Source organism: Microbacterium sp. SCPM-O-B-15248 (M128) (assembly GCF_058214835.1).
The window spans coordinates 37,373-58,698 of the sequence record NZ_JBYQLI010000009.1; the positions used below are offsets into that span (position 1 = coordinate 37,373).

21 protein-coding genes, 1 tRNA gene and 1 pseudogene are annotated in these 21,326 nt (G+C 69.5%); 10 read left to right on the forward strand and 13 right to left on the reverse strand.

Translation table 11 applies throughout. The features are described from left to right. Position 1: 1 nt before the first annotated feature. From AC3E6M_RS14350 to AC3E6M_RS14360, 3 genes are read right to left on the reverse strand one after another with little or no spacing between them, the layout of a single operon-like run. Positions 2-235 carry a helix-turn-helix domain-containing protein gene (locus AC3E6M_RS14350; protein ID WP_138176111.1) on the reverse strand — a complete coding sequence of 78 codons (234 nt, stop codon included), beginning with the start codon at positions 233-235 and terminating at the stop codon, positions 2-4. Next, positions 232-846 carry a hypothetical protein gene (locus AC3E6M_RS14355; protein ID WP_490530323.1) on the reverse strand — a complete coding sequence of 205 codons (615 nt, stop codon included), beginning with the start codon at positions 844-846 and terminating at the stop codon, positions 232-234. The genes AC3E6M_RS14350 and AC3E6M_RS14355 overlap by 4 nt, the downstream gene beginning before the upstream one ends. After that, positions 846-1,472 carry a hypothetical protein gene (locus AC3E6M_RS14360; protein ID WP_490530324.1) on the reverse strand — a complete coding sequence of 209 codons (627 nt, stop codon included), beginning with the start codon at positions 1,470-1,472 and terminating at the stop codon, positions 846-848. The genes AC3E6M_RS14355 and AC3E6M_RS14360 overlap by 1 nt, the downstream gene beginning before the upstream one ends. Positions 1,473-1,662: 190 nt before the next feature. On the opposite strand from AC3E6M_RS14360, the gene AC3E6M_RS14365 reads away from it, so the two are divergent. The 4 genes from AC3E6M_RS14365 to AC3E6M_RS14380 all read left to right on the forward strand — a co-directional run bounded on the left by AC3E6M_RS14365 (position 1,663) and on the right by AC3E6M_RS14380 (position 6,015). After that, a complete protein-coding gene (locus tag AC3E6M_RS14365) occupies positions 1,663-4,188 on the forward strand; it encodes an ATP-dependent Clp protease ATP-binding subunit (RefSeq protein ID WP_138176105.1) in 2,526 nt (841 codons plus the stop codon). 76 nt (positions 4,189-4,264) lie between these two features. Further along, complete coding sequence (locus AC3E6M_RS14370) at positions 4,265-4,774, forward strand: amino-acid N-acetyltransferase (RefSeq protein ID WP_138176103.1); 510 nt, start codon at positions 4,265-4,267, stop codon at positions 4,772-4,774. Positions 4,775-4,819: 45 nt separating this feature from the next. Continuing rightward, on the forward strand, positions 4,820-5,476 hold the full coding sequence (locus tag AC3E6M_RS14375; RefSeq protein WP_490530325.1) for a hypothetical protein: 657 nt from the start codon (positions 4,820-4,822) through the stop codon (positions 5,474-5,476). 128 nt (positions 5,477-5,604) lie between these two features. Further along, positions 5,605-6,015 carry a dehydrogenase gene (locus AC3E6M_RS14380; protein WP_138176101.1) on the forward strand — a complete coding sequence of 137 codons (411 nt, stop codon included), beginning with the start codon at positions 5,605-5,607 and terminating at the stop codon, positions 6,013-6,015. 633 nt (positions 6,016-6,648) lie between these two features. On the opposite strand, the gene radA is transcribed toward AC3E6M_RS14380, so the two are convergent. Then, on the reverse strand, positions 6,649-8,016 hold the full coding sequence (gene radA / locus AC3E6M_RS14385; RefSeq protein ID WP_490530327.1) for a DNA repair protein RadA: 1,368 nt from the start codon (positions 8,014-8,016) through the stop codon (positions 6,649-6,651). 159 nt (positions 8,017-8,175) lie between these two features. Next, positions 8,176-9,129, reverse strand: a complete 954-nt coding sequence (locus AC3E6M_RS14390) for an L-lactate dehydrogenase (protein ID WP_490530328.1) — start codon at positions 9,127-9,129, stop codon at positions 8,176-8,178. Positions 9,130-9,254: 125 nt separating this feature from the next. Between AC3E6M_RS14390 and AC3E6M_RS14395 the strand changes: the two genes are divergently transcribed. The 4 genes and pseudogenes from AC3E6M_RS14395 to AC3E6M_RS14410 all read left to right on the forward strand — a co-directional run bounded on the left by AC3E6M_RS14395 (position 9,255) and on the right by AC3E6M_RS14410 (position 11,012). Beyond that, positions 9,255-9,345: transfer RNA gene (locus tag AC3E6M_RS14395), tRNA-Ser, on the forward strand. Positions 9,346-9,486: 141 nt separating this feature from the next. Continuing rightward, positions 9,487-9,612: pseudogene (locus AC3E6M_RS14400) on the forward strand (L-lactate permease); the annotation flags it as partial. A 93-nt stretch (positions 9,613-9,705) separates the two neighbouring features. Next, positions 9,706-10,551, forward strand: coding sequence for a universal stress protein (locus tag AC3E6M_RS14405; RefSeq protein ID WP_490530401.1), 846 nt, complete (start codon positions 9,706-9,708; stop codon positions 10,549-10,551). Beyond that, positions 10,548-11,012, forward strand: a complete 465-nt coding sequence (locus AC3E6M_RS14410; RefSeq protein ID WP_490530329.1) for a hypothetical protein — start codon at positions 10,548-10,550, stop codon at positions 11,010-11,012. The genes AC3E6M_RS14405 and AC3E6M_RS14410 overlap by 4 nt, the downstream gene beginning before the upstream one ends. A gap of 66 nt (positions 11,013-11,078) precedes the next feature. On the opposite strand, the gene AC3E6M_RS14415 is transcribed toward AC3E6M_RS14410, so the two are convergent. From AC3E6M_RS14415 to AC3E6M_RS14425, 3 genes are all read right to left on the reverse strand, one after another. Continuing rightward, positions 11,079-11,909 (reverse strand): universal stress protein, encoded by an 831-nt coding sequence (locus AC3E6M_RS14415; protein WP_490530330.1) that lies wholly within the window; start codon positions 11,907-11,909, stop codon positions 11,079-11,081. Between the two features lie 71 nt (positions 11,910-11,980). After that, positions 11,981-12,616: a response regulator gene (locus AC3E6M_RS14420; protein ID WP_490530331.1), complete on the reverse strand. Its 636-nt coding sequence runs from the start codon at positions 12,614-12,616 to the stop codon at positions 11,981-11,983. After that, complete coding sequence (locus AC3E6M_RS14425) at positions 12,613-14,292, reverse strand: sensor histidine kinase (protein WP_490530332.1); 1,680 nt, start codon at positions 14,290-14,292, stop codon at positions 12,613-12,615. The genes AC3E6M_RS14420 and AC3E6M_RS14425 overlap by 4 nt, the downstream gene beginning before the upstream one ends. Before the next feature lie 162 nt (positions 14,293-14,454). Between AC3E6M_RS14425 and AC3E6M_RS14430 the strand changes: the two genes are divergently transcribed. Then, positions 14,455-14,991: a pyridoxamine 5'-phosphate oxidase family protein gene (locus tag AC3E6M_RS14430; RefSeq protein ID WP_490530333.1), complete on the forward strand. Its 537-nt coding sequence runs from the start codon at positions 14,455-14,457 to the stop codon at positions 14,989-14,991. A gap of 67 nt (positions 14,992-15,058) precedes the next feature. Here the strand turns inward: AC3E6M_RS14430 and AC3E6M_RS14435 are convergent, their stop codons facing one another. Beyond that, positions 15,059-15,895 carry a universal stress protein gene (locus AC3E6M_RS14435; RefSeq protein ID WP_138173136.1) on the reverse strand — a complete coding sequence of 279 codons (837 nt, stop codon included), beginning with the start codon at positions 15,893-15,895 and terminating at the stop codon, positions 15,059-15,061. A gap of 138 nt (positions 15,896-16,033) precedes the next feature. On the opposite strand from AC3E6M_RS14435, the gene AC3E6M_RS14440 reads away from it, so the two are divergent. Further along, on the forward strand, positions 16,034-17,092 hold the full coding sequence (locus AC3E6M_RS14440) for a zinc-dependent alcohol dehydrogenase (RefSeq protein ID WP_490530334.1): 1,059 nt from the start codon (positions 16,034-16,036) through the stop codon (positions 17,090-17,092). Positions 17,093-17,206: 114 nt separating this feature from the next. On the opposite strand, the gene AC3E6M_RS14445 is transcribed toward AC3E6M_RS14440, so the two are convergent. The 4 genes from AC3E6M_RS14445 to AC3E6M_RS14460 all read right to left on the reverse strand — a co-directional run bounded on the left by AC3E6M_RS14445 (position 17,207) and on the right by AC3E6M_RS14460 (position 21,315). Beyond that, entirely contained in the window at positions 17,207-17,953 is a 747-nt protein-coding gene (locus AC3E6M_RS14445; protein ID WP_138173132.1) for an IclR family transcriptional regulator, read from the reverse strand. A 21-nt stretch (positions 17,954-17,974) separates the two neighbouring features. After that, on the reverse strand, positions 17,975-18,988 hold the full coding sequence (locus tag AC3E6M_RS14450) for a cyclase family protein (protein WP_490530335.1): 1,014 nt from the start codon (positions 18,986-18,988) through the stop codon (positions 17,975-17,977). Positions 18,989-18,991: 3 nt separating this feature from the next. After that, positions 18,992-20,077, reverse strand: a complete 1,086-nt coding sequence (locus AC3E6M_RS14455) for an extracellular solute-binding protein (protein ID WP_490530336.1) — start codon at positions 20,075-20,077, stop codon at positions 18,992-18,994. A gap of 110 nt (positions 20,078-20,187) precedes the next feature. Further along, positions 20,188-21,315, reverse strand: coding sequence for an ABC transporter ATP-binding protein (locus AC3E6M_RS14460; RefSeq protein WP_138173126.1), 1,128 nt, complete (start codon positions 21,313-21,315; stop codon positions 20,188-20,190). Between the last annotated feature and the right edge of the window lie 11 nt (positions 21,316-21,326).

Here is a 21,326-nt window from a genome sequence, read left to right on the forward strand (position 1 = left end):
CTCAGCGCTGCAGCACGAGCAGGTCGCCCACCTCACACTCCAGCGCGCGGCAGATCGCGGCCAGCGTGGAGTAGCGGATCGCGCGGGCGCGGTCGTTCTTCAACACCGACAGGTTGACGATGCTCACCCCGACCAGCTCACTCAAGCGCGTCAGCGTCATGCCCCGCTCGGCGAGCAGCTCGTCGAGTCGGCAGTGGATGCCGCTGGGTCCGTCGTCCTCGGCCGCCGGGGTCATACGAGTCCTTCCGTGTCGCGCTGCAGGCGGATGCCGTACGAGAACACGACGGACATCGCCAGGACGCCGAGACCGACGAGCGCCCAGGCCGGGTCGAAGGCAGAGCCGACCAGGAAGACGCCTCCGGCGGAGGGGTTCAGCTCGTCGGCGGCCATCATCCGCCCCAGCCCGCCCAGGCCCGCCGCGAAGACGCCGCCGATCAGCAGGGCTGCGCCCGCCACCCGCGTGGCGGTTACCAGTGCCGAGTGGAAGGGGCGTCTCCACAGCAGGAGCAGGAAGAAGAGGTTCAGCGCCCCGACCGTCAGCAAGGTCGTCAGGGCCCCGAACGCGGCACCGAGGACGAGGAGAGTGCGCGCCGACACGCTCAGCCCGCTTGCCACGACCCACGCCGATTCGTATCGCGCCGAGACGATGACCGGCTCGCTCTCCGCGGCTGTCACCGGGACCGGGGCCTCGGTGAGGAGGCTGAATCCGCCGTCGCCCATCGCGATCCCGATGGCCGCGCGCACGGCGGGGAGAGCGAGGGCCAGGCCCATCACGAGCCCTGCCGCGACGAACAGGAGGACGATTCCGCGCTCCATGCGCGGGGAGACCTCGGGGCGATTCGTCATCACACGAGTCCTTCCGTATCGCGCTGCAGACGGTCGCCCACCGAGAACACGGTGCCGGCGACCGCGGCGACGAACGCCGCGCCCAGGAGGACCGGCAGGTCGATCGTCTGCACGAGTCCGCGGTCGTAGCCGTACTCCGAGATCCGGGCGAGCGCGCCGTTGGCGACCATGTTCTGGAAGAACGGCACGCCGGCCAGCCCCACGAGGGTGACGGCTCCGACCGTCGTGACGATCGCGGTGTTGCGCCTGCTGAAGATCTGCCCGCGGAGGATGCCGATCGTCAACACCAGGAGGAGGGCGACGACGGTCGCGACCACGACCGCGAACAGCACCTCCGCGATCACGAGCGCCCACAGCGACGCGAGCGGGAGCTCGGGGGCGACGACGACGCCCGAGCCGAGCTCGACGGAGACGGGTGCACCGTCGGGGCCGAGCGGGGCCTGCGCCGCGGTGTGGAGGAAAGGCATCGCCACGCGGACGTCGCGGTTGGGGAGGGCGTCGACGATGGTCACGACGCTGTGCACGACGGCCCAGACGGCGAGCCCGACACCGGCGGCGAGGAACAGCAGCAGGCTGACGGTGTCGCCGCGCGAGAGGGAGCTGGAGGTCGGACGGGGGGATGCCATGACGACTCCTTATCGATGATCGTTGTTATTGACTTTCGATAAAGTATCGATTGTCGATGCCCCACGCAAGTCCGGCGTCGCGACGGCTATGCCCACGGCGAACACGGGTCCGCGGCATCCGGGCGCTGGTTACTCTCGATGTACGGCGCGCGGAGGCGTGCCTGTCAGCCCATTCCTGGAGGGACTGAGGATGTTCGAGAGATTCACCGACCGTGCCCGTCGCGTGGTTGTGCTCGCCCAAGAAGAGGCGAAGATGCTCAACCACAACTACATCGGGACCGAGCACATTCTCCTCGGCCTCATCCACGAGGGAGAGGGTGTCGCCGCCAAGGCGCTCGAGTCCCTCGGCATCTCGCTCGACGCCGTCCGCGAGCAGGTGCAGGACATCATCGGTCAGGGCCAGCAGCAGCCCACCGGTCACATCCCCTTCACGCCGCGGGCGAAGAAGGTCCTCGAGCTGTCGCTGCGCGAAGCGCTGCAGCTCGGACACAACTACATCGGCACCGAGCACATCCTGCTCGGCCTCATCCGCGAGGGCGAGGGTGTCGCCGCGCAGGTGCTGGTCAAGCTCGGCGCAGACCTGAACAAGGTCCGTCAGCAGGTCATCCAGCTCCTCTCGGGCTACCAGGGCAAAGAGCCCGCAGGTGTCGCCTCCGGCGCCGGCGAGCAGAGCCAGGGTGCCGCTCAGGGTGGCTCGGCCGTGCTCGACCAGTTCGGTCGCAACCTCACGCAGGCCGCGCGCGACAACAAGCTCGACCCCGTCATCGGGCGCGAGAAAGAGATCGAGCGGGTCATGCAGATCCTCTCGCGTCGCTCGAAGAACAACCCCGTCCTCATCGGCGAGCCCGGTGTCGGAAAGACGGCCGTCGTCGAGGGGCTCGCTCAGGCCATCGTCAAGGGCGACGTTCCCGAGACGCTCAAGGACAAGCAGGTCTACTCGCTCGACCTCGGTTCGCTGATCGCCGGGTCCCGCTACCGCGGTGACTTCGAGGAGCGCCTGAAGAAGGTCACGAAAGAGATCCGTACGCGCGGCGACATCATCGTCTTCATCGACGAGATCCACACCCTCGTGGGTGCCGGTGCCGCCGAGGGCGCGATCGATGCCGCGTCGATCCTCAAGCCCCTCCTCGCCCGTGGTGAGCTCCAGACCATCGGTGCGACGACTCTCGACGAGTACCGCAAGCACTTCGAGAAGGATGCCGCTCTCGAACGCCGCTTCCAGCCGATCCAGGTCGCCGAGCCGAGCCTGCCCCACGCGATCAACATCTTGAAGGGGCTGCGCGACCGCTACGAGGCGCACCACAAGGTGCAGATCACCGACGGCGCGATCGTCGCCGCGGCGAACCTCGCCGACCGCTACATCAGCGACCGCTTCCTGCCCGACAAGGCCATCGACCTGATCGACGAGGCCGGCGCGCGTCTGCGCCTGTCGATCCTGTCGAGCCCGCCCGAGCTGCGCGAGTTCGACGAGAAGATCGCCAAGGTCCGCGAGCAGAAGGAGCAGGCGTCAGAGGAGCAGGACTTCGAGAAGGCGGCATCCCTGCGCGACGAGGAGAAGTCGCTCCTGGCGGAGCGTCTGCGTCTCGAGAAGCAGTGGCGTTCGGGCGACGTCGCCTCGCACGCGGTGGTCGATGAGGGCCTGATCGCCGAGGTGCTCGCTCAGGCGACCGGCATCCCGGTGTTCAAGCTCACCGAGGAAGAGACCAGCCGCCTCATGTTCATGGAGAAGGCGCTGCACCAGCGCGTCATCGGCCAGGAGCAGGCGATCGCGGCGCTTTCGCGCACGATCCGCCGTCAGCGCGCGGGCCTGAAAGACCCGAAGCGTCCCTCGGGCTCGTTCATCTTCGCCGGCCCCACGGGCGTCGGGAAGACCGAGCTCGCCAAGGCGCTCGCCGAGTTCCTCTTCGACGACGAGGGTGCGCTGATCTCGCTCGACATGTCGGAGTTCGGTGAGAAGCACACCGTCTCGCGCTTGTTCGGTGCCCCTCCCGGGTTCGTCGGGTTCGAGGAGGGTGGCCAGCTCACCGAGAAGGTGCGCCGCAAGCCGTTCTCGGTCGTTCTCTTCGACGAGATCGAGAAGGCCCACCCCGACATCTTCAACTCGCTCCTGCAGATCCTCGAAGAGGGTCGCCTGACCGACGGTCAGGGCCGTGTGGTCGACTTCAAGAACACCGTGATCATCATGACGACCAACCTCGGTTCGTCGGCGATCGCCGGTGGACCGGTCGGTTTCCAGGTCGAGGGCAGTGCGCAGACCTCCTACGAGCGGATGAAGGGCAAGGTCGACGAAGAGCTCAAGCGTCACTTCAAGCCCGAGTTCCTCAACCGCGTCGACGACGTCATCGTCTTCCCGCAGCTGAACAAGGACGAACTCCGCCAGATCGTGGGGCTGTTCACCAAGCGTCTGGCCGACCGTCTGCTCGATCGCGACATGACCATCGAAGTGTCGGATGACGCCAAGGACAAGCTCATCGAGATCGGTTTCGACCCGACCCTCGGTGCTCGCCCCCTGCGCCGCGCCATGCAGCGCGAGGTCGAGGACCGTCTGAGCGAGAAGATCCTGCACGGCGAGCTCGAGCCCGGTGACCACGTGAAGGTGGCCGTCGAGAACGGTCAGTTCACGTTCGAGAGCGCGCCGCGCGGCGAGAAGGTCGCGATCGGTGTCGGCACGGCCGGAGAGATCTCGGCCACTCCCGACATCGTCGCCGGCAGCTGACGACCAACGGTCCGAAAGGGGGCCCGGATGCCATGGCATCCGGGCCCCCTTCGTCGTCGCGGCGTACCCTGGGACGATGACTTCCCCCGCGCCGTTCGTCGTCCGCCCCGCCGGAACCGCCGACGTCGCACGCATCCACGCGCTGCTCGAGCCGTACGTGCAGAAGCGAATTCTGCTCGGCAAAGACCTCGTGGTGCTGTACGGCTCGGTGCAGCAGTTCGTCGTCGCGGAGGTCGACGGCGTGGTCATCGGCTGCGGTGCCCTTCACGTGATGTGGGAGGACCTCGGTGAGATCCGCACGCTCATCGTGCACGAGGACTGGCTGCACCACGGAATCGGTCGCGCCATCGTCGAGAAGCTCGAGGGCCACGCGCGCGACCTCGGCGTCCGTCGCCTGTTCTGCCTCACCTTCGAGGTCGACTTCTTCACGCGTCGGGGTTTCGCCCCGATCGGTGAGCAGGTCGTCGACCCCGACGTGTACTCGCAGCTCGTGCGCAGCCCCGACGAGGGAGTGGCCGAATTCCTCGACCTCGCGCACGTGAAGCCGAACACGCTCGGCAACACACGGATGCTCAAGCAGTTGTAAGCGCGGATGGCGTGGGCGCACAGCCGCGCCGCCTACGCTGGAACGATGACCGATGCCCCCCGCAGGCGGCGGCCGTCCCCGGCGGTCTACCGTCGGCGCCGTCTCGCCGCTGCGCTCCTCGCGCTGCTCGTGATCGGCCTCGTCGTGTGGCTCGTCGCGGCGCCGCCGTGGCGTTCCGCTCCCGCCGCTGATCCTGCCCCGGTCGCAAGTTCCGCGGCCCCCGCGCCGTCAGCAACGGACGTCGTGCCCTCGCCGAGTCCGACGGCGAGCCCGTCGCCGAGCGCGCCCGCCGGACCGGTCGAGTGCGCGCCCGCCGACATCACCGTCGAGGCTCTCTCCGACAAGGCCGAGTACGGCCAGGGTGAGAACCCGCAGCTCTCGATCCGTCTGACCAACACCTCGGCGAACCCGTGCACGATGAACGTCGGCACGAGCGCCCAGTCGTTCACGGTCACGAGCGGATCCGACGTGTGGTGGCGTTCGACCGACTGCCAGTCCGAGCCGAGCGACATGGAGGTGACGCTGACCGCCGGTCAGCAGGTGACCAGTGCGGCTCCGTTGACGTGGGACCGGACGCGCTCATCGGTGGGCTCGTGCGACAGCGAGCGTCCGTTCGCCCCGGGCGGCGGCGCGACGTACCACTTGAGCGTGTCGATCGGTGGCATCCCCTCGGCCGGCACGGCCTCGTTCATCCTCCGGTGACTCGAGGAGGGGGGATGCCGAATGGCATCCGCCCCTTCCTTCGGTCTGCGCGGTGTCCACCCCACCGAGGGTCAGCCGGGCCCCGCCGGCCCGTCCGGGCGGAGTGGTGTCGCGGATAGGCTCGGGGGATGGCCGGTGGAAAGAAGCGCAAGGGGAAGAAGCTCGACGTGGACTTCAAGAACACCGCCCTCACCGACGCTCTGCAGACCCAGGACATGGCCGCCATCGCCTTCGCGCTGCGGCACGGACCGACGGTCGTGCCGCTCATGCGCGCGGGAGACGCCGACAACCCGCTCGATGTCGGCGAAGTATGGACGTACCGCGACCCGAACACGGGCCAGATCGCGCTGTTGCTCTTCAGCGACGCGGCGCACAAGCCCGAGACGCTGCCGCCGCACGTCGCACTGCAGTCCCCGGAGTGGCTGCGCGCCTTCCTCGACCGTCACCGCGATGAGATCACGACGGTCTTCATCGATATCGCGGGTCCGCACCCGATCCAGGCGAGCCCCGCGGACGTGCTCGCCGCACTCGACGCCTGACGGCTCCCGGCGGGGCCGGCTGCTGCGGGCGGGCATAACTCCTGCTCGCTGACCGCTCGGCTCCGGTGGGGTGGGTGGCAGGCCGGTTCTGCAGGAGTTGTGCGCCGCCGGGCGGTGGGTGGACGGGCGGGTGGATGCGGCGCTACCCGCTGTTCGCCGACACAACTCCTGCTCTCTCGCCCCGCAGCCTCGGCGGGGTGGGTGGCAGGCCGGTTCTGCAGGAGTTGTGCGCCGCCGGGCGGTGGCTGGACGGGCGGGTGGATGCGGCGCCGCCCGCTGTTCGCCGACACAACTCCTGCTCTCTCGCCCCTCGGCTCAGGTGGGGTGGGTGGCAGGCCGGTTCTGCAGGAGTTGTGCGCCGCCGGGCGGTGGCTGGACGGGCGGTGGATGCCGCGACCGCGGCGCCCCACGCGGCGCGACACTCCACGGGTGAGCTGCCCGGCTCGCGCGGGTGAGGCGCCCGTGCAAGACTCGGGGCATGGAGTACCTGATCGCCGGCGCCGTGTGCGCCGCCGGGCTTGTCATCCCCGCTGTGCTCGGCTTCACGTCGCCGCACCGCCGTCGTCGGTCCGCACCTCCCGGCCGCTGAGCCGCCGTTCGATCGGACTCCGTGCTTCGGGCGTTCCCGACCGATCAGAACCCGGGTTCGCTGTCGTCGCGGGGCGCCCCGCGGACCTGCAGCTCGTTCAGCGCCTGGGCCAGCTTGCGTGACGAGGCGTCGAGCACCGTGTGATAGCCGAGGCGCTTCGCCTCGGACGCACGCTGCGCCGCTTGCGTGACGTTGCGGATCTCTCCGGTCAGCGTCAGCTCGCCGATCGCGGCGAGCCGCTTGGACACCTTGCGGTTCTTGACCGCGTTGGCGACCGCGATCGCGATCGCGAGGTCGGCGGCGGGCTCGATGAGGCGCACCCCGCCCACGGTCGAGACGTACACGTCGCGGTCGGACAGCGTCAGGCCCATGCGGCTCTCGAGGACGGCGAGCACCATCGCCACGCGCGACGCGTCGACCCCGTTCACGATGCGTCGGGGGTTGGGAGCCGTCTGGCGGACGGCGAGTGCCTGGATCTCGACGGGCAGCGCACGCCGCCCCTCCATCGCGATGGTGACGCACGTGCCCGGCTCGGGCTCGCCCTGCCCGAGGAACAGTGCGCTCGGGTCGGTCACTTCGGCGATGCCGGTGCCGGTCATGTCGAAGCAGCCCACCTCGTCGGTCGGGCCGAAGCGGTTCTTGAGCGCCCGCACGAAGCGCAGCGACGTCTGTCGGTCGCCCTCGAAGTGGCAGACCACGTCGACGAGGTGCTCGAGGATGCGGGGTCCGGCGATCGAACCGTCTTTGGTCACGTGACCGACCAGGATGATCGGCAGTCCTCGCTCCTTGGCCACGCGGATGAGCGCGGATGCCACCTCGCGGACCTGCGCCGGCTGCCCGGCGGCCCCGTCGCTGTGTGCCGACGAGATCGTCTGCACCGAATCGACGATGAGGAGCCCCGGCTCGACCTGGTCGACGTGGCCGAGGATGGTGGCGAGATCGGTCTCGGAGGCGAGGAACAGCTCGTCGTGCAGCGCCCCCGTGCGCTCGGCGCGCAAGCGCACCTGCGCCGCGGACTCCTCCCCGCTCGCGTACAGCACGCGGCGACCAGCGTGAGCGCTCTGTGCGGCGACCTCGAGCAGCAGCGTCGACTTGCCGACGCCCGGCTCACCGCTGAGCAGGATGGCCGCACCGGGGACGATGCCGCCGCCCAGCACCCGGTCGAACTCGCCGACTCCGCTCGTGCGGCGCGGGGCGTCCTGCGTGTCGATCTCGGTGATGCGCCGGGCCGCACGAGCGGCGCCCGGGGCCACCGGCACGATCGAGCGGACAATGCCCGTCTGCTCGGCGGCCTCGACCACGGTGCCCCACGACTGGCACTCGCCGCATCGGCCGACCCACTTCAGGGTCGTCCAGCCGCACTCGGTGCACCGGTATGGGGCGGGAGCGGGAGCGGGGCGACGGGATGCCATGGGCCCAGGCTACGCGGGGCCTCCGACATCGCTGGCTCCGGGTCGTGGCATCCGGTGCTGCCCGTGCCCGACAAACGCCATTCCTGTCGAGACACGCGGCGTCAGGGCGTTCCTCACCACGACGAGCGTTGATCGCGCGGTCTCCGCACCCGCCCGGGCTCAGTCGCGGAGAGAGTCGGCGACGGTCGTGAGCGCGTCGGCGGAGCGGCGGAGGAGCGTCAACTCCCGCTCGGAGAACGGCGTGCCGGCGACCGGCCTCGCGCCCTTCGCGCTGACGATGGACGGTACCGACAGCGCCATCCCGGTGATGCCGTGGAAGTCCTGCAGCACGGTGCTGACCGGGAGGATCGCGTGCTCGTCGCGGAGAATCGCCTCGACGATGCGGGCGCTGGAGAGCCCGATCGCGTAGTTCGTCGCGCCCTTCCCTCGAATGACCTTGTAGGCGGCGTCGCGGACGTCGACCGCGATGGCATCCAGTTCGGCCTCGTCGAAGCGCGTGCCGTCCGGGAGGTCGTATTCGGTGATGGGAACCGACCCGATCGTGGCGGTCGACCACAGGGGGAACTCCGTGTCGCCGTGCTCGCCGACGATCCACGCATGCACGCTCGAGGTGGCCACGCCCGCGCGCTGCGCGATCTTCCAGCGCAGCCGTGACGTGTCGAGCACGGTGCCCGACGCGAAGATCCGCTGCGTGGGCAGGCCGGTGGCTTCTTGCGCGAGGACGGTGAGGACGTCGCACGGGTTCGTGACGATGACGTAGATCGCGTTCGGGGCGACCTCGAGCAGGTCGGGCATCATGCGACGGATGATGCCCGCGTTCGTCGCCGCCAACTCGGTGCGGGTCTGGCCGGGGTTCTGCTTCGCGCCGGCGGTGATCACGACGACGTGCGAGCCTTCGGCGACCGAGACGTCGCTGCCGCCGGTGATGTCGCTGGATCCGGTGAATTGCGTGCCGTGGGCGAGATCGAGCACCTCGGCTTCGACCTTCGCCTCGGCGATGTCGTACAGGGCGACGTGCCGGGCCGAGCCGCGGATGAGGGAAGCGTACGCGACGCTGGCCCCGACGCTCCCCGCGCCGACGACGGTCAGTTTGGAGTTCTCGATCACGCTCATGTCTCGATCCTGGCACCGTCACCGGGGTTCGACCAGGGTGGTCTTTCGACGATGGACGACCGGATGCCACGGCCTCTGCCCGCATCGATTCGCGGCATCCCGCCGAGTGTCGTAAGCTGGTCGGCGGTGACGTGTCCGAGCGGCCGAAGGTGCAACTCTCGAAAAGTTGTGTAGGGTAACCCCCTACCGTGGGTTCAAATCCCACCGTCACCGCCACCACGAAGGCCCCGAATCCCGCAGAAATGCAGGGACTCGGGGCCTTCGTTCTGCCACCTGGCGAGGTGTCTCGAGTCGCGCGAACGGCCGCGGATTCCGCGCAGGTGCGGAGGCATGTCGGCATCCGCTCATCAGAATATTGTGGTCAACAACAACACCCTCTTCGGCCCCCTTCAGGTCGCCACGGCGGAGCGGATCGGGGTGCAGCCCGAACTCCTGGTCGCCGCCAACACCGCGGGCGGAACGACCGCCAAGGTGGTGTCTCCGGACCGGGCAATCGCCCGGTGGGACCTTCGACCCGCACCCGTCCGCGGGTCGCTCGTAGAGTGCGGAGCAAGGGCACGGCTCGAGGAGGCTCCCATGGAGAACATCGTCGTGGGCGTGGATGACAGTGCCGCGGCACGTTCCGCGCTCGCCTGGGTGGCGCACCGCTCGACGGCCCACGCCGCCGATGTCGACGTGGTGCACGTGGTGTCGGATGCCACGGCCCACCGCCAGTCCGTCGAGGACGTTCTCGCGAACGCGGAGCGGTCCTTCCGCTCGGCCGCGCCGGAGCAGAACGTGCGGTTCCATGCCGCCGAGGGCGGGGTCGCACGAACGCTCGGCGAGCTGTCCGCCGGCAGGGATCTCCTCGTCATCGGTGTGGACCCGGATCATCCGCTGCGGACGGCACTCCGCGGGTGGCTTCCGGTCCGTGTCATCGCGCGCACCGTGCCTCCCGTCTGCATCGTGCCCGTCGGATGGGCGCCACGAGACGGCAGTGTCACGGTCGGCCTCGACGACGATTCGTCGTCGGAGGAGGCGCTGACGTTCGCGGCGAGGGAAGCGGATGAGACGTCGCGCCGGTTGCGGATCGTGCACGCCTGGCACCTGCCGGAGCCCGAGATCGACGGCTCCGCGGCGTTGCTGGTGAGGCCGGACCGGCTCCTTCAGGAGCATCGCGACGCGCTCGACGCCGCCACGAGGTCTGTGCAGAGCCGCTTCCCGCGTGTGCACGTCGAATCGGATCTGGTGCGCTCGCACCCGGCCGACGCTCTTCTGCAGCACGCCCCGACCGCGACGATGATCGTGATCGGTACCCACCGCGAAGGGGTTCTCGCCGGCGGGTACCTCGGGTCCGTCGCTCAGGACATCCTCTGGCGCGCGGGGTGCCCCATCGTGGTCGCACCCTCGGCGGGGTTTCCGGCGAAGGGCGCCGGACGGTGAACCGCGCCGTGCGCTGGCTGCTGGTCGTTCTGCACGCGATGGTCTCGCTGACGGCGATCGCGGGCGGGACGGTCCTCGTCCTCGGCGCTCTCGACTCGGGCTTCGCCTCGACGTGGGAGCCGGCGGCGGACTACCTCGAGGGTTCGCCCTTCTCCTCGTATCTCGTTCCCGGCCTCGTGCTCGTCCTGTTCCTCGGAGGGCTTCAGGGACTGGCCTCCGTGATGCAGCTGCGCGCGTCGAGAGGGGCACCCCTCGTGTCCGCGGTCGCCGGGTTGGTGATGTTCGTGTGGATCTTCGTGCAGATGATGTACATCCCCTTCTCGGTCCTGCAAGCGGTCTACTTCGTGATCGCGCTCGTCCAGGTGGCGGCGGTGCTCATCGACTCCGATGTGCTCACGCGGGCCTGCGTCCCGGGGCTGATCCGGACCCCGCCCCGGGCGCGACGCGCGCAACGCGGCTGACCCGCCGCTTCTCTTCGCGGACGCGGCGCGACGGCCGCCCCTGCTGTACGAGCACGATTCGCCGTGCTACATCGACGGGCGGGCGCCCGGCACGACGCAGATCGGGCGGCGGAGGGCGCCGACGAGATCCAACCCGATGGATCCGAGGAATCCGCCCGCGACGATGCCGCGCCCGTGCGTGCCGATGACGATCGTGCTGCTGCGCTCAGCGGCCCGGGTCAGCGCCGACGTGGGGTTGTCCCTCACCAGCTCCGCAGAGACGGCGACGTCCGGATACCGCTCGCGGACGCGGGCGACAGCGGCTTCCAGGATCCGCTCGTGCTCCGCGGCGACCTGGTGCGGGCTCAGCCGCACGGCGGAGTGCCGGCCTCCTTCGGGACTGCCCATGAGCCAGGAGTGGATCACGCGAAGCGGCACACGGAGCCGAACGGCGGTCTCGGCTGCGAACAGGAGAGCCGTCGTCGACGAGTCATCGTCATCCACGCCGACGGTCACGGGGTCGTCGTTCGCGGACCATTCGGCCGGAACGAGTGCCGTGGGGATCCGGGAGCGGGCGGCCATGCGGAGGGGCGCCCACCCGTTGAGTATCGTCCGCATCCGGAATCCCGGATGAACCCCGAGGACGAGCAGGTCCGCGTCACGCGCGGCCTTCGTCAGGGTGGTGGGCATGAGCCCGTCGACGCGCGTCACATTCGCCGGGATGCCTGGAACCAGGCTGTGCCACCGCCGGGCCGCGGCATCCAGGACCCTGTCCGCTTCTTTGCGGTCGGACGAGAACATGTTGGTCACCAGGATGACCGTGACCTCTGTCTGCTCGGAGCGGGCTCGGAAAGCGGCCCACTCCAACGCGGCATCCGACGCGGGGCTGCCGTCATACCCCAGAACCACCCGTTCCATGGCCTCACTCCCTCCGGATGCCTCGAGCGTAGGAGGGCCGCTGAGCGGACGGTGGGCAGAAGGTCCCGCGGTCAGAGCTCGGGGTGCCCCAGTCGGAAGACGGCCGCCTGCGTGCGCGATTCCATCCCCAGCTTCGTCAGCAACGACGACACGTAGTTCTTGACGGTCTTCTCCGCGAGGCCGAGTCGTTCGCCGATCTGACGGTTGGTCAGCCCGTCCGCGATGAGGGCGAGCACTTGACGTTCGCGGAGACCGAGGGAGCCCAGTCGCGGATCCTCGTCTTGGGAGCGCTCGCGCAGGCTCGACGCCGCGCGGGCGGCCGCGGCGGTGCGCATTAGCGAGCGGCCCGCGCTGACGGCGCGGATGTCTTCGAGCAAGCGCATGGCGGCGATGTCCTTCAGCAGGTACCCCGCCGCCCCCGCGACGACGGCGGCGTACGTCGCGGCGTCGTCGTCGTACGCCGTGAGGATCAGGCACGCGACCTCGGGCATCGACGAGCGGATCTGCCGGCACAGGTCGATTCCGCTGCCGTCGGGCAACCGGACGTCGAGGACGGCCACGTCGGGTCGAGCGGCTTCGATGCGGGCCAGCGCATGGCGGACGGTGCCCGCCTCGCCCACCACCTCCAGATCGGCGGCGTCGTCGATGAGGTCGGCGAGCCCCCTCCGCACGATCTCATGGTCGTCGACGAGAAAAACACGCGTCATGGCGCTGACTCCTCCGTGTCGTGTCCGTCGAGCGGGACCCGCCACTGTACGCGGGTACCGTCCGGGCCTGTATCGAGCGTGAGTGCACCGCCGCGGGCGCCCGCGCGCTCGGCGAGGTTGTGAAGACCGCTCCGGCGGTCGCTGCGGATGCCCGTGCCGTCGTCGGTGACGATGATCGACACCTCCCGCTCCGTGACGCCGACATCGAGCGAGATGGTGTGCGCCCGCGCGTGCCGCACGCTGTTGGACAGGAGCTCGCGAGCCACCCCCACGACATCCTCCGCCAGCGGCCCGGTGATGGTGTTGTCGACAGGGCCGGCGAATCGCAGGGCGGGCGGTCGGCGAAGCGCCCCCGACAGCTCTGCGACGACATCGATGAGTCGATGGCGAAGCGAACTGCCGTCTCGGGTGGAGATCGCGAAGATCACGGTGCGGATCTGGGCGATCGCATCGTCCAGTTGGCCGATGACCTGATCGACGCGGCTCCGGTCGCGGGGGTCGTCCAGAGTGAGCGCCACCGACTGCAGAGTGAGACCCGATCCGAAGATCTGCTGGATGACATGGTCGTGCAGATCCCGTGCGATCCGCGCACGCTCGTCACTGAGGATCGCTTTGTGCTGTTCGCTGCGCGCGCGCGAGAGTTCCAGCGCGATGCTCGCCTGGGAGGACAGATCGCCCAGCACTTCCAGCTCGAGCGCGGTGAACTCGCGCTCGCCGGGTGCGCGAGCGACGGTGAGCGCACCCCACGTCCGCTGGCGCGCGCGCATCGGCGCGGCCATGGCCGGTCCGGTCTCCTGATCCACGGTGAGCAAGGTCGGATCCGGTCGGCTCGACACGTGCGGCGCGGTCGCGACTCGGACGCCGCCGTCTTCCATCGCCCTCGCCGCGATGCTGCCGGAGTCGATCGACGTCGTGCCGAGCAGGTCGAGTTCGTGGGGCCCGCGGGCGGCGGCGACGCGCAGCACCTCGACCTCGTCGGTGGGGACGACGATCGTCACCCGCGTGCCCGCCGACAGGTCCACGACGCGTCCCGCGATCAGGTCGAAGACCTTGTCCGGTGGGGTCGAGAGGATGGCCGCGGACAACTCCGCCGTCGCCGTCATCCACGCCGCGCGGGTGCGTGCTTCGTCGAAGAGGCGCGCATTCTGGATGACGAATCCCGCCGTCGACGCCAAGGCCCGGAGCAGCTCCTCGTCCTCGGCGGAGAAGGACCCCCGACGCGCATTGGTCAGATAGATGTTGCCGAACACGTCGCCGCGAACCGTGATCGGCACCCCGAGGAACGAGTCCATCCGCGGATGGTGGCTCGGGAATCCCGCGGCGCGCGGATCGGCGTCGAGATGCACGAGCCTGATCGGCTTGGGATTCGCGATGAGCGCCCCGAGGACGCCGTGGCCGCGGGGAAGATGACCGATGGCTGCAGCGTCCCCCGCAGCGAGCCCGACGTGGATGAACTGATCGAGGGAGGACCGATCGGCTCCGATGACGCCGAGTGCGCCGAACTCGGCATCGACCAGCTCGACCGCTGCCTCCACGACACGCCGCAGGACGACGGGCAGCTCGATCTCGCCGACCATTGTCTCCACGGCGCGCAAGAGCCCGCGCAGACGTCCCTGCGAAGACCGCACGCGCTCGGCCTGGGCGATCAGCTCCGCTATCGCTTCGTCCAGTTCCACCCGAGGTGCGTCGGGAAACGATAGGTGGTCTTCGCGCGTCATCGGAGGCCCCCTCTTCCGGAGTCCAATCTACGACCGAGTTCGCCTGCTGACCAGGACAGCAGGACCTTCGACCCGCCCGGATGCCACCTTCCGCGGTGTACTCGAGGAAGGAGGGCCATCATGAGCCACGAGCCGACCGACGCCTCATCCGTCGCGACCCTGAGCACCTCCGAGTGCTGGCGGCTGCTCGAGACCCAGCGCCTGGGACGACTGGCGCTCATCGACGCTGCCGGGGAGCCGCGGATCTACCCGGTGAACTTCGCCAGTCGCGACGGCGTCCTCTACATCCGCAGCGCGAACGACGCGAAGCTGCGCTTCTTGCGGGCGCGCCCGACGGTCGCGTTCGAAGTCGATGGGCAGGACGGCGACGAACGGTGGAGCGTCGTGCTGCGCGGAGAAGCGGCCCGGGTCGATGCGGACGCGGAGATCCGCACCAGCAGAGAGACCGATCTGCGTTCGATGAGCCCGACGCCCAAGCCCTACGTCATCCGACTCCATCCGCGCAGCGTGACGGGGCGCCGATTCCCGGAGCGCGGCAGCGATGAATCGGAGGCGCCGATGCGTGCGCGGATCATCGTTCCGACGGCCGAGTCGCTTCCCCCTGCCGGGCGACGCCCGCACCCGATCCCGAGCTTCACGCCGCTGAACGAGGACTGACCGGCGCGGGAAGACTACGGATCCGCCGGCGGGGCGTGGGGCCCTCGCCGGCGGATCGCCGAGGCGCTCACCGGATGACGGCGGTGACCGTGGGCAACTGATCCAGAAGCGCTTGGCTGGTCGAGCCCAGGAGGAAGCGAGCGATCGCTCCGCGCCCGTGGCTCCCGACGACGAGCAGCCGCGCGCGGTGAGCCGTGCGGGCGATGACCGCCGCCGGATATCCGGACTCGACCACGGTGTGCACCGTGAGGTCGGGGTAGTCCTGCCGGAGCCCGGCGAGGGAGATCGCGAGAGCCTCCGCCGTGAGGTCCTGCATGCGCTCGAGATATCCCGGCGGATAGGTCTCCATCTCGAACGGCACGGGAACGGGCGACCACGTCATCACCGCGGTCAGGGGTTCGTCGAGACGATCCGCCTCCGCTGCGGCGAAAGCGACGGCCTTCTCCGACGACTCCGACCCGTCGACCCCCACCACGACTCCGGTGCGTCCGTCTCCGGCGTCGTCGGGAACGACGACTACCGGGCAGTGCGCCGCGGCGGTGATCCGTACGCCCCGCACGCCGCGCAGGTGAGAGCCGCCGTGCGCGAAGTCGCTGCCGAGGACGAGCAGGTCGACCCGCTGCGAGACATCGAGGAGCCGGGCGACGGGATCGCCCCGCTCGAGCAGTGTCTCGGTCGTCGCCCCGGCCGAGCGCGCTTGCGCCGCCGCCGACTCCAGCATCGCCTCGGTCACCTGCGTCGCATGGTCGAGGAGCGGCTCCTCGCCACCGACCCCTCTTCCGGACCCCACGACGGACACCAGCAACAGCCGTTCCCGTCGTGCCACCGCACGCTCGATCGCCCACTGGAGGGCCCTCCGGGCTCCCGATGCATCGGTCACACCGACCGCAATGGTCTCGCTCATGATCGCTCCTCTGCTCGTGCCGCTCGTCGGCTACGCCCCACTCTGCCGCCGGCCGATCGCGTCCGGCGGGACCTTCGACCCGCCGACGGGGTCCCCGACCGCGAAGACTCGAGGGAGGCCACGATCGAAGGAGAGGTCATGCGAGTAGCAGTCGTCCAAGAGTTCGGTTCGCCCGCGGCAGTGGAGGAGCGGCCGATCCCGCACCCCGGTCCGGGACAGGTGCTCGTCCGGCTGGAGACCTGCGGGCTGTGCCACACCGACATCCACGCGATGAACGGGGACTGGCCGGTCAAGCCCGGTCTCCCGCTCGTTCCCGGGCACGAGGGCGTCGGCATCATCGAGGAGCTCGGCGCCGGGGTGAGCTCGCGCACGGTCGGGCAGCGCGTCGCGATGCCCTGGCTCGGCCACGCGTGCGGTGAGTGCCGCTACTGCGTCGACGGGCGGGAGAACCTGTGCGAGCAGCAGTTCAACAACGGCTACGGCGTCGATGGGGCGTACGCCGAATACATGCTCGCCGACGCGCGTTTCGCCGTCCCGGTGCCCGACGGTGTGACTCCTCTCGACGCTGCGCCCTTGACCTGCGCTGGCGTCACGACGTACGCAGCCGTCAAGAACGCCCGGATCACGCCGGGCGAGACCGTCGCGGTGTTCGGCGTCGGCGGGCTCGGTCACCTGGCCGTGCAGTACGCGCGTCTCGTGGGGGCGAAGGTGATCGCCGTCGACGTGACCGAAGACAAGCTGCGGCTCGCCTCCGAACTGGGGGCGGATCACGTGGTGAACGCACTCACCACGGATCCGGTGGAGGCGATCCGGCAGTACGGAGGAGCGGATGCCGTGATCGTTCTGGCCGTCGCTCCCGCGGTGTTCCGGCAGGCGTTCGACTCGCTCAACCGCGGAGGGCGACTCGTGCTGGTGTCGCTGCCTGCGGGCGGCGAACTGACCGTCCCGATCTTCGACACCGTGCTCAAGGGCATCAGCATCATCGGCTCGATCGTGGGTACCCGTCAGGATCTCGCCGAGGTGTTCGCCCTGCACGCGCTCGGACGCACCCGCGTGATCACTGAGACCCGCGACCTCGCGGACGTCAACCGCTCGGTCGACGAGGTGCTGGCAGGAAGCGTGCCCGCCCGGTTGGTCTTCGCCTACCACACGGCCGATCTCGTACCCGTCGCGAAGGTTGCGGACGCCGCCGAGTAGAGCAGGGGCTTCATACGGGCGTCGGTCGCGACCCCACGACGCGAGAGCCCGGCGAACGCGCCGCGTCGAGGAACAGAGTGAGCACCGTGCGCCACGAATCGGATGCGCACGGACTCAGGGGGCGAGCAGAGAACTCAATTCCTCTCCGGCGGCACGGAGGGCGTCGATTCTCGGAGCTGCTTCGTCGCCGACGAGGAGCGCGGTCGTGCCGATGAGGCCGATCGCGGCCACGGCGTCATGGCCACCGCCGAACACGGGTACGGCCACCGACTCCAGCCCGGGGCGCCGCAGATCGGCCCACGCCAGCCCGTCCCGGCGTGCCTTGGCGAGCTCGGCCTGTTCCGTTCGGGCCTCGGCGGGGGGCAAAGCTGCGAGCGCGCGCGCGACGGCGTTCGGGTCGGTCTGGTACGCGAGGAGGATGCGGGATTGTGCGGCGCGGGGTTCGAGCACGGTGCCCGGGCGCACGGTGAGCAGGATGGTGTCGTCGGGGGCCTCTTCGACGAGTGTGGCGATCGCCCCGCCTCGCCCCGGCAGGCTGAGCACCGCTGTCAGGCCGGCGCGGTCGGAGAGCCGGCGCAGCACGGGCGGCGCGAGAGTGACCAGCTGCTGCCGGGTGGAGACCAGGGCCGCGAGCTGGTCCACGAGCGGCCCCAGCCCATTTCCCGCGGAGAGAAACCCCGCCGTCTGCAGCGCGTGCAAATAGCGATGAGCGGTCGAACGGTTCAGCCCGAGGCGGTCGGCGACGAGTGCGGGAGTGAGGGCGTGGGTGTTCTCGTCGAAGAGGGCGAGCACTGCCGCGGCGCGGTCGATCGACTGGATCGGTCCTCGATCATCCGCATTCGGGGTGGTGCTGCTGCGCATGGGCCAAGTCAATCATCCGCATCACTTGATGGCGATCGCATTCGGTGGTGAGCCGACGCCGCCGACGAGATGGAGCGGCTTCACGGTCAGGAGGAATTCGTATCGGCCGTCTGCTGCGCAGTCCGCGGCGAGCTCGTCGAGTCGCCAGAGCTCCCCCATGGCCATTCCGAGTAGGGCGATGAGCGGCCGGTGCAGCATGCCCGCGTGGTCGACGCCGCGCTCGGGCGGCCGATCGTCTGCGGAGCGGAAGTCGCTCTCGATCACCGGGTCGGCCTCGACGGCGAGGTTGTCGGCTGCGACCAGGGCGATCTCGTTGTCCCACAGCCAGCGGAGCACGCTCCTCTTCTGCGCGAGACCCGGGCTGAGTCGCCACGGCGCGGTCGCTCGTTGCGCGGGGCTCTTCGCGAGGTAGGTCTCTGCCCATCCGGTCCGCAGGAGCAGCAGATCACCCCCCGCGAAGGTCACCCCCTGGGAGCGCGCGATCTCGTCGAGCAGCGGCGCATCGAGCGCGATCGTGCTGTCGCTGCTGTAGGAGCGGCCCTCGGCGGCGAAATACCTCGGCACGTCCAGCAGGACACCGCGGCCGACGATCCCCGCGTCGGCATACGTGTGGATGCCGAGTGCCGTCGAATCGCCGGTGTTGTGCTCCGGGGCGAGTCCCCCGTAGAAGCCCCGGCCCGGCTGGCCGATGTGGCGGAGAGCGTCGAGCTGCGACGACGACTGCAGGTAGAAGGAATCCACCCAGTCGTCCCGATGGAACTCGTTGTTGGAGAACACATGATGCTCGATCGGCCGGCGCGTCCCCGTCGGGTAGGGCTCGAACGCGTCGATCGGGTAGTCGAGCCCGAACCAGCGGCCCGTGCGCACGAGCTGCGCAGCGGCGGCGGCGCGATCGGGGGAGAGGAAGTTGGTGGTGCCGAGTTCGTCCTCGGGACCGAAGTGGGCCCAGCTCGTGCCGTCCGGGAGGTCGTCGTACGCGGGGCGGGGCCCCCCGCCGAGCCGGGATCCCCGTCCGGCGGGGGGCGTTTCGCTCATCGGTCAGCCCGCGAGCCAGTTGGTGAGCTTCGTGGACGCGTCGTTGAAGTTCTTCGTGTACCAGGGGATGTCCTGGAGGACGGTGGTCCCCGCGTTGGTGGCGGGGTTGTACACCTCGACCTGGGAGGTGAACTCGTCGAGTTTCGGTTGCGCGGCCTTGTTGATCGGGGCGACCCCGAGGAGCTCGGAGATCTTCGCCACCGGGCCCGGCTCCATGACGCTTGCGAGGAACTGTTCGGCCGCCGCCTTGTGAGGTGATCCCTTGGGGACGGCGAAGGCATTGATCGAGGCGACCGTGACGTCCCACACGACGGTCACATCGGTCCCCTCCTGCAGGAGCGGCACGATACGGGAGTCGGGAAGGAAGAACATGTCGACCTGTCCCGCCGACACGGCCTGCTGCAACGCGCCGACATTGGGGGCGAAGGTCGTCGAGGACCGGATGGTGTCCAGCTCGTCCAGAGCCTTGTCGACGTCGAGCGGGTAGAGCTTCTCGGGGTCGGCGCCCCCGGCGATGGCGGCGTACTCGAGGATCCCGTTCTGCAGATTGGTGACCATTCCTCGGGTACCCGGGAACTTGTCCACGTCGAAGAAGTCCTCGACGGTCTTGGGCCCGCCGTTGGGGAAGGCATCGGTCCGATACGCCAGCGGCGTCGCGTTGATCCAGTTCGCCGTGTAGCACTTGCCGATCGAACCGGGTGCCAGATCTGCCTCGGGAACGGAGAGAGTGATGTCCAGGGGCTCGAAGAGCGTGTCGCAGTTCTGCTCGGCGGCGTACGGGGCAGTCGCGACGACGTCCCACTGCACGGCTCCGACGTCGACCTGGGCCTTGACCTGCGCGACGTCCGGCGGCGACGTATTGACGAAGGTGACGTTCGGGTGCGCCTCCGTGTAGGGCTTCTGCCACGCCTCGATCTGCGCATCCTGTCCCGCGCCGCCGTAGCCGACGTAGGTGATGGTGACGGGCGCGTCCGCGCCGGGCTCCGTCGGTGCCGACGAGCCGGCGCAGCCGGCGAGCAGGCCGATCGCCGTCAGGACGCCGACCGCGGTGACGGTGCTGCGCCGGCGGATGGTTGTGGTCTGGGACATCGCTGTCCACCTCCGATTCGTATGTACTGCTGCGTGCCCGAAACGGTTTCGGGAGTTGTCGACGGAGTCCCAGCCGTCGATGGGTCGCGGACGCTGTGCGGCCGCGAGGTCTAGACGGCGACGACGCGCTGCCGCTCGGGGCGCCAGCAGGCGATGACGTCGTCGCCGGGAGAGACGGTGGCCTCGACGGCGTCGAGGCGTGCACGACCCCTCGCCTCGCCCGAGCCGAACGCCAGCATCGCGGTGCGATACGAGCCCATGTACTCGACGTCGGTCACTCGAGCGGGCGCGCGGTTGGCGCCTTCGGGGATCTGGTCCGGCGTACGCGCCAGGCGGACGTCCTCGGGGCGGACGATCACCGCGGCCCGCGAGCGGACCCCGCGATGGCGGGACACGGACGCGGGGTCGACGTGCCACGTGTGTCCTTCCCATCCGGTCGTACCGTCGCCGACACCGCCCTCGAGGGGGAAGACGTTCGAATCGCCCAGGAAGCGCGCGGTGAAGAGCGTCTCCGGCTCGCGATAGAGCTGCTCGGGCGTACCGACCTGTTCGATGTGACCGGCGTTGAACAGCGCGATGCGGTCCGAGAGGTTCATCGCTTCCTCTTGGTCGTGGGTGACGAAGACGAAGGTCGACCCCACCTCCCGGTGGATGCGACGGATCTCGGTCTGCAACGCGCCGCGCAGATTGCGGTCGAGGGCTCCGAGCGGTTCGTCCAGCAGCAGCGCTTTGGGGTCGAAGACGATCGCGCGCGCGAGTGCGACGCGCTGCTGCTGTCCCCCCGACAGCTGCTGCGGATAGTCGTCGTCCCGCCCGGTGAGTTGCACGAGCTCGAGGACCGCGGCGACCTTCTCGGCGATCACGTCCCGCGGCATCCGTCGTTCGCGCAGCGGGTACGCCACGTTCTGCGCGACGGTCATGTGGGGGAAGAGCGCGTAGCTCTGGAACAGCATCCCCAGATCCCGTCGGTGCGGCGGCAGGGCCCCGACGTCGGCTCCGTTCAGCGAGATCGCCCCGCTGGTGAGTGTTTCGAAACCGGCGATGAGGTTGAGCGTCGTCGTCTTGCCCGAGCCGGATGGTCCGAGCAGTGTCATGAATTCGCCCGGAGCGATCGTGAGCGAGATGGCGTCGACGGCGGGTTGGTGGGCCCCGTACTGCTTCGTGACGTCCTGTAGGCGGATCTCGGTGCCCCGCCGGGTCCGCGTCGGCGCGGGGGCGGTGCGGCTCTGAATGGTCATCGGTGACTCCT